4 protein-coding genes and 1 pseudogene are annotated in these 6,153 nt (G+C 65.8%); 2 read left to right on the plus strand and 3 right to left on the minus strand.

Going from position 1 to position 6,153, the window contains the following annotated elements; all coding sequences use genetic code 11:
• Positions 1 to 92: 92 nt before the first annotated feature.
• Together ABZ532_RS31090 and ABZ532_RS31095 are read right to left on the minus strand one after the other, a co-directional pair.
• Positions 93 to 473: a DUF6009 family protein gene (locus tag ABZ532_RS31090; RefSeq protein WP_361291244.1), complete on the minus strand. Its 381-nt coding sequence runs from the start codon at positions 471 to 473 to the stop codon at positions 93 to 95.
• Between the two features lie 154 nt (positions 474 to 627).
• Positions 628 to 1,965, minus strand: a pseudogene (locus tag ABZ532_RS31095) (phage/plasmid primase, P4 family); the annotation flags it as partial.
• A gap of 415 nt (positions 1,966 to 2,380) precedes the next feature.
• Between ABZ532_RS31095 and ABZ532_RS31100 the strand changes: the two are divergent.
• Positions 2,381 to 2,872 carry a MarR family winged helix-turn-helix transcriptional regulator gene (locus ABZ532_RS31100; RefSeq protein ID WP_361291247.1) on the plus strand — a complete coding sequence of 164 codons (492 nt, stop codon included), beginning with the start codon at positions 2,381 to 2,383 and terminating at the stop codon, positions 2,870 to 2,872.
• A gap of 155 nt (positions 2,873 to 3,027) precedes the next feature.
• Entirely contained in the window at positions 3,028 to 5,133 is a 2,106-nt protein-coding gene (locus tag ABZ532_RS31105) for an MMPL family transporter (protein ID WP_361291250.1), read from the plus strand.
• 21 nt (positions 5,134 to 5,154) lie between these two features.
• Here ABZ532_RS31105 and ABZ532_RS31110 read toward each other — a convergent pair whose 3' ends face one another.
• Positions 5,155 to 5,658 (minus strand): DoxX family protein, encoded by a 504-nt coding sequence (locus ABZ532_RS31110; RefSeq protein ID WP_361291253.1) that lies wholly within the window; start codon positions 5,656 to 5,658, stop codon positions 5,155 to 5,157.
• Positions 5,659 to 6,153 lie beyond the last annotated feature (495 nt).

Consider the following 6,153-nt stretch of genomic DNA (forward strand, 5'->3'; position numbering starts at 1 on the left):
CACGACTCGATCTGCTCCACCGTCAGCGACTGATCACACTGTCGGACCAACGACCAACAACGCCGACAGTCACGCCACATGCGGTTGCAGTACTAGGAGGTCACTATCTGGCTCCGGCGCTTTCCTTGTGAACGCGGGGTCTTTTCCCCCACGCAGCGCGCTTGGATGGTCCTAGGATCGACGGCCTCACCGGGTGCGCCTTCCTTGTAGAGGCCTTCTGGCTCGTTGGGGCGGTCGTGGGGCAAGAGAAAGAAGGTCCGGCGTTGGAAGAGGCCGCTGTCGGGGTTGGCCTCCGCTCCTTGGTCAAGCTCGGCATAGCCGACCAAGCGTCCATCGCGGGCATAGCGGGGTTTCCCACTACGGCGGGCGCTCTTGTCGAGTGCCTGACGGACGTAGTCGAGGTTGTCGAGGTCTTCCAGCCACACCACGTTCGCCTCGTGTGTGAGCTGGCTTTCGTGTAGCAGCGAGCTCATGGACGCAGCTCCTTGTCGGTGTGGGTGGAGTGGCTGTGCCGGTAGTTGGCTGGGCTGGGGGCGGCAGTGGGTCTGCCGGCGGTGCGCGATGCAGCAGTACGGGGCTTCTCTCCATGGTACGGCGAGCTCGAGCGCTGCGGCAGGTCGCCTGGTTTCATGGTCGAACACCTGCCGGGGGGTCAGAGCGGGTGGTGTCATCGTCTGGTAGCAGTGCGACGGAGGGGTAGTACTTCTTGCCGCTGGATTTCAGCATCTCTGCGGGCGATGCGAGTCCGACTTCCTGGCGGATGCGGCTGGCGAAGGCCCGTGCGGTATCGGCTCTGATGCCTTCAGAGCTGCACCAACGGCTGTAGGTGGCGTAGAGCAGTCCTTGTTCGACCCGGAGCTCTCCGGTATCGGAGCCCTGGCGGGTGCAGCACTCGGACAGGAACCTGCCGACGTGGTCCTCGGTCGTTTCGTAGGCGGCGGTGGCAAGCCGTACCGAGGTCAGCCCAGCGAGGGGGTCGCGGGTGGAGAGATATCGCATGGCGCCTTGGATCAGCCAGTGGAGGATGCCGGCGCCCTCCTCCTGGACCAGCTCGCCGGCCAAGTTGTCGATTTTCCGCTCGGCGGGGACAACGCGATCGAAGGGGATGAGGCGGATACGGCGCCAGAAGGCGTGGCCACCCGTGCCGACTTCGGGTTGATGGTTGCCGAGGAGCCAAAGCTTGTGGGTGGGGGTAAAGCTGAAGTAGTCCTGCCTCATCCGACGTGCCTTGATTTTGTCTCCGCCGGTGAGGAGCTTGACCCGTGCCTCGTCGAACTTGTCGTTGGGCTTGAGTTCACTGCAGACGAAGATGCGTCGACCGTGTAGCTCGGTGAGTTCGGTGGAGTGTTCGGCAAAGTTGCCTTTGTCCATGAGGAAGCCGGGTGGGGCAGCGTCTGCGTAGTCACCCATGATTTGGATCATGACGTCGAGGAGGACGGACTTGCCGTTTGCGCCCTTGTCCCAGAGGAACGGCAGGACCTGCGCGCCGACGTCGCCGGTGATGGAGTATCCCAGGAGCAAATGAAGGAAGGCGATCATCTCCTGGCCTTTGGCGTCGTCGCCGAAGGTGTCGTCCAGGAAGGCGTGCCAGCGAGGGGTGGGGATGGCCTGGGGAGCTACGTTGGTGGCGCGGGAGTGGAGATCGCGTAGGGGGTCGGGTTTGCGCAGGAGCCCATTGCGCAGGTCCACCACGCCAGCTGGGGTGCAGAGAGCATAGGCGTCGCCGTCGAGGACGTCGGGGTCGAGGCTCAGGGCAGGGGCGGCTTTGGCTTGGTGGAGCAGCGCTTTCATGCCGCTGGTGGACATGGTGCGGCGGCGGTGCTGGGCGATCTCACGCTCGTTGAAGATGCCGCGTGGGTCAGTGGTTGCCATTTGTTCGGCCATGTCGCCCGCGGCCCACAGGGCGGCTTTTTCGCCGCCGATGCGCTTCCAGTGGAACTGGTCCCAGCAGTACCAGCCCAATCCTACCCACGGCCTTCAACGGTGGCTCTCGCGAACTGTACTCGCATACCGCTCGGGCACGAAGGCGCCCACCTGGACTGGCAACCATTCGAACGCCTGCTCGCCAGCTCCTAGCCGCGCCGTCCGCACCATGCTCAGCACCCCGGACGGCGGGCCAGTGCTGTTCTCATCGATCACCCAGGCTCAGTCGTGGGCACGGCGATCTCACGGCAGATCTCTAGCTGCGCAAGAACCGTTCACCGGAGGGGCCGCTCCGGCCGGGACGACAAGCAGGGGTATGCGGGTTTTGCGCGCCAGCCGTGCGACGGCATCCACAGCGCGAGCGAACGGGTGCTCGTTCCACACTCGCCAAGACACCCCTCTGACCACCCGCTAGGGGCCAGGACCTTCGAGGGGCTTCGATGGATAGGCTGCGCGTGTGACCAGGGCGAGAGAAGACCGACCGGCGGGGCAGGCTGCGGATGTCGAGGGGTTCGAGCTAGCGGCCTTCGCAGTGCAGTTGCGTCGCCTGACCGGCGAGATCAACCGCTTCGTTCACGAGTTCGCCTCACAACAGGGCTTGCACCCGACGGATGTACAGGCTCTGGCCACGATCATGGATGCGAAGGCGCCTTTGACTCCCAGCCGCCTGGGCGCACGCCTCGGGTTGACTTCGGGTGCTGTGACGGCCTGCTTGGACCGATTGGAGCGAACCGGTCATATCCAGCGGGTCCGGGACAGTTCTGACCGGCGCGTCGTTCACTTGCACTATTTGGCCGCGGCAAAGACGACGGCCCGGGCGCATTTCCTGCCGCTGGCCGAGGCGACCGCACGCTCTCAGGAAGGCTTTGACCCGCACGAGCTGCGTATCGCGTTGCGGTTGCTCGCGGCGCTTGGCGACGAGTTGGAGCGGCTCAACAAGGGGGACTGAGCGCGGGAGGCGCGTGTCGACCGGGTACGCGGGGAAGATCACGGTCGGCTGCATCCGAGGGAGCACGTGGGCGGAAGTGCCGAGTGTTCCCTTACTCACCAATACCTTGATGAGTAAGATACATTTTCATTGAGACACATCGGACCGGGAGTGCCATGTTCAGCCCTACCCGCCTTGTGCGCTGGCTCGTTCCCTTCGCCCTGCTGTTCTGCTGGCTCGGTATCGGCGGCATGCTGGGACCGTATGCGGGCAAGCTCGGCGAGGTCGCGACTAACGACCAGGCAGCGTTCCTTCCGCAGAATGCGGAGTCCACGAAGGTCATCGAGGCCCAGAAGAGCTTCCGACAGAACGAGGCACTTCCCGCAATTATCGTCTGGACCACCCGGCCCGGTCGGGATGTGACCAGCGAGCAGCGGGCGTCCGCCACTGAGGTGCTCGCCTCGTTCACGGGCGCACCTGGAACCGCCGGCCCAAGCTCCCCCGCGCTGCCCTCCGAGGACGGTGAGGCACTTCAGGGCTTTGTCCCGCTGCGCCCGGATCTTGGCAGAGCGCTGCCGTCCACGCTCGGCAAAATTCGTACGGCCGCGGAGGCCGTCCCAGAAACGACGGTGCACATCGCCGGACCCGCCGCGAGCCAGGCCGACCTGTCCGACGCTTTTGCCGGTATCGACGGCCTTCTGCTCGGCGTCGCCCTCGCGGCGGTGCTGGTCATCCTGCTGCTCGTGTACCGCAGCGTGCTGCTTCCTTTCATCATCATCATCGGAGCTGTATTCGCCCTCGGCCTGGCGTGCGCCGTGGTGTACGCCCTCGCCGACCGCGGCATCGTCCGCGTCGACGGGCAGGTCCAGGGCATCCTTTCCATCCTCGTCATCGGTGCGGCAACCGACTACGCCCTGCTTCTCACGGCACGATTCCGCGAGGAACTCACTCGGCACGAAACCCGCTTCGAGGCCATTCGGGGAGCGCTGCGCCAATCTGCGGGACCCATCCTCGCCAGTGCCGCCACCGTCGCGCTCGGCCTGATCGCCCTCCTGCTGAGCGACCTCACGAACAACCGCGCCCTCGGGCCGGTGGGCGCCATCGGAATCGTCTGCGCCGTGCTGAGCTCCCTGACCTTCTTGCCCCCAGTACTCATCCTGCTCGGCCGCAGCGCATACTGGCCCACCCGCCCCGAGCCAACGGACACCGCGAGAAGCAGAAGCATCTGGACAAGGATCGCCGCTCTCGTCGACCGAGCGCCACGCAAAGTCTGGGCGACGACGCTGGCGGGCCTGCTTGCCTGCGCCGCCTTCGCACCGACCCTCACCTCGAAGGGAGTCCCCCTTGACGAGATCTTTGTCAACGACGCCCCCTCCGTGGCTGCCCAATCAGCCTTGAGCCAACACTTCCCCGGCGGATCAGGAAACCCAGCCGTAGTGATCGCCGACGCGGAAGGCCTCGACGATGCCGTACGAGCCGCCCGGAATACCGACGGCGTCGCCTCCGCGTCCCCTCTCACCACGGCGATACGGCCAGAGCAGGGCAAGCCACTCATCGTCGACGGCAAGGGGCTCGTCGAGGTGACGCTCAAGGACGCGGCGGACAGCGACGCCGCGAAACACACGGTGTCCGAACTCCGCCAGGCCCTCCACGCCGTCGCCGGGGCGAAAGCGGTCGTGGGCGGCTACACCGCGCAGCAGTACGACACCCAAGAGACCTCCCGTCGCGACCTGATGGTGATCACACCAGTGGTCCTCGCCATCATCCTGGTCATCCTCATCGCGCTGCTCCGCTCCCTGCTGATGCCAGCACTCCTGGTGGCAACCGTGGCGCTGAACTTCTTCGCCACCCTGGGCGTCTCGTCTCTCGCCTTTCAGGGGCTCTTCGGATTCACCGGCACGGACGCGTCGGTACCGTTGTACGGGTTCGTATTCCTCGTAGCCCTCGGCGTGGACTACAACATCTTTCTGATGTCACGTGTGCGTGAGGAATCTTTGCGACACGGCACCCGTGAGGGCGTCCTGCGCGGCCTGACCGCCACGGGAGGGGTCATCACCTCCGCTGGCGTGGTCCTGGCCGCAACCTTCGCCGCCCTGGCAGTCATCCCCCTCGCGTTCCTCGTCCAGATCGCCTTCATCGTCGCCTTCGGCGTGCTGCTCGACACCCTGGTCGTCCGATCCCTCCTCGTGCCAGCACTCGTCACAGACATCGGCCCAAAAGCCTGGTGGCCAAGCCGGCTCAGCCGGAGGAGCCGCAGTCGCGCCGCGGGCTGTCCGTCATGAGAGTGCTCGCCTCCCAGGTGGTCAGAGTCTCGGAGTGCGGGCCGTCCGGCTGGTGGCTGCCTCGTGGATCGCACGGCGGGCGGAGCGGCGGCCCTCGACCGCTGCGCGACGTGAGCGGCGGGCGAGGGACGGCTTGCCGTGCGTGTCGGCGACCGCGATCAGCAGTCCCCCGAGCAGGGAGAGGTCCCTGTAGAAGGCAAACCGCTGCCGCGCACACTCCTCCGGATCCTCCAGCGTCCAGTGCCCGGCGAGCACAGTCGGGGTCAGGGTAGTGGCCAGGGCCAACGCCGACAGGCGCGGGAAGCGGCCCAAGGCAAGCATCACGCCAGCACCGACCTGGACGGCGCCCATGATCCGTGCTTGTTGCTCGGGGTCCTCGGGCAGCGCCGGGACCCGGGCCGCCAACGGCTCGGCCACCGATTCGGTCAACGGCACCGCGCTCTTGGGGTGACGCAGTACCTGGAAACCACCCGTGATGAACGTGGCGGACAGCATCGGACGGGCCAACTTTCGGAGAATCGCCATGTAATGCGGGTGCCCGGACTCACGCTGGGCATACCCGAGGGGAACAACCCTCGGCTCGGGTGCGTACGGAGAGGCAGCCGTACATAGCATGGTCGAGTAGCAATCCTGACTCGTGCACTGCTCGCGCTGATCGATCTGGAGGAGCGGAAGGATGCCGAACGAGCGCGTGGGAGAGCCAGCGCGGCCCGAGGACCTCATCGATGTCCCCGGCTCGTGACCGCGTACTACGCCCTGCATCACGATCCGCTCGTGCCATACGGCATGGGGCCGAGTGGACGGCCGGGGACGACGGATCCGCAAGGCGCGGGGCATCAGATCACGGCGCTGCAGTTCGGGATGGACGGGCGGACAGCACAGCGCCTCCTCGTGCCGGCATGACGGAGGCATTCATGTCGTGGTTTTACGAGTTGGTGCGTGATAGCGGGTGGGCATGCTCTGTTGGTGAAGGGCATGGTGGATCGGGTGGTTCTGGCGCATCCGTTGTTTACGGGTGTC

It is taken from the genome of Streptomyces sp. NPDC019396, assembly GCF_040632375.1.
Taxonomy (GTDB): Bacteria; Actinomycetota; Actinomycetes; order Streptomycetales; family Streptomycetaceae; genus Streptomyces.

Coding starts and splice junctions, on each gene's coding strand:
- ABZ532_RS31090 (WP_361291244.1), bottom strand. CDS start 473: ATGAGCTCGCTGCTACACGAAAGCCAGCTCACACACGAGGCGAACGTG.
- ABZ532_RS31105 (WP_361291250.1), top strand. CDS start 3,028: ATGTTCAGCCCTACCCGCCTTGTGCGCTGGCTCGTTCCCTTCGCCCTG.
- ABZ532_RS31110 (WP_361291253.1), bottom strand. CDS start 5,658: ATGGCGATTCTCCGAAAGTTGGCCCGTCCGATGCTGTCCGCCACGTTC.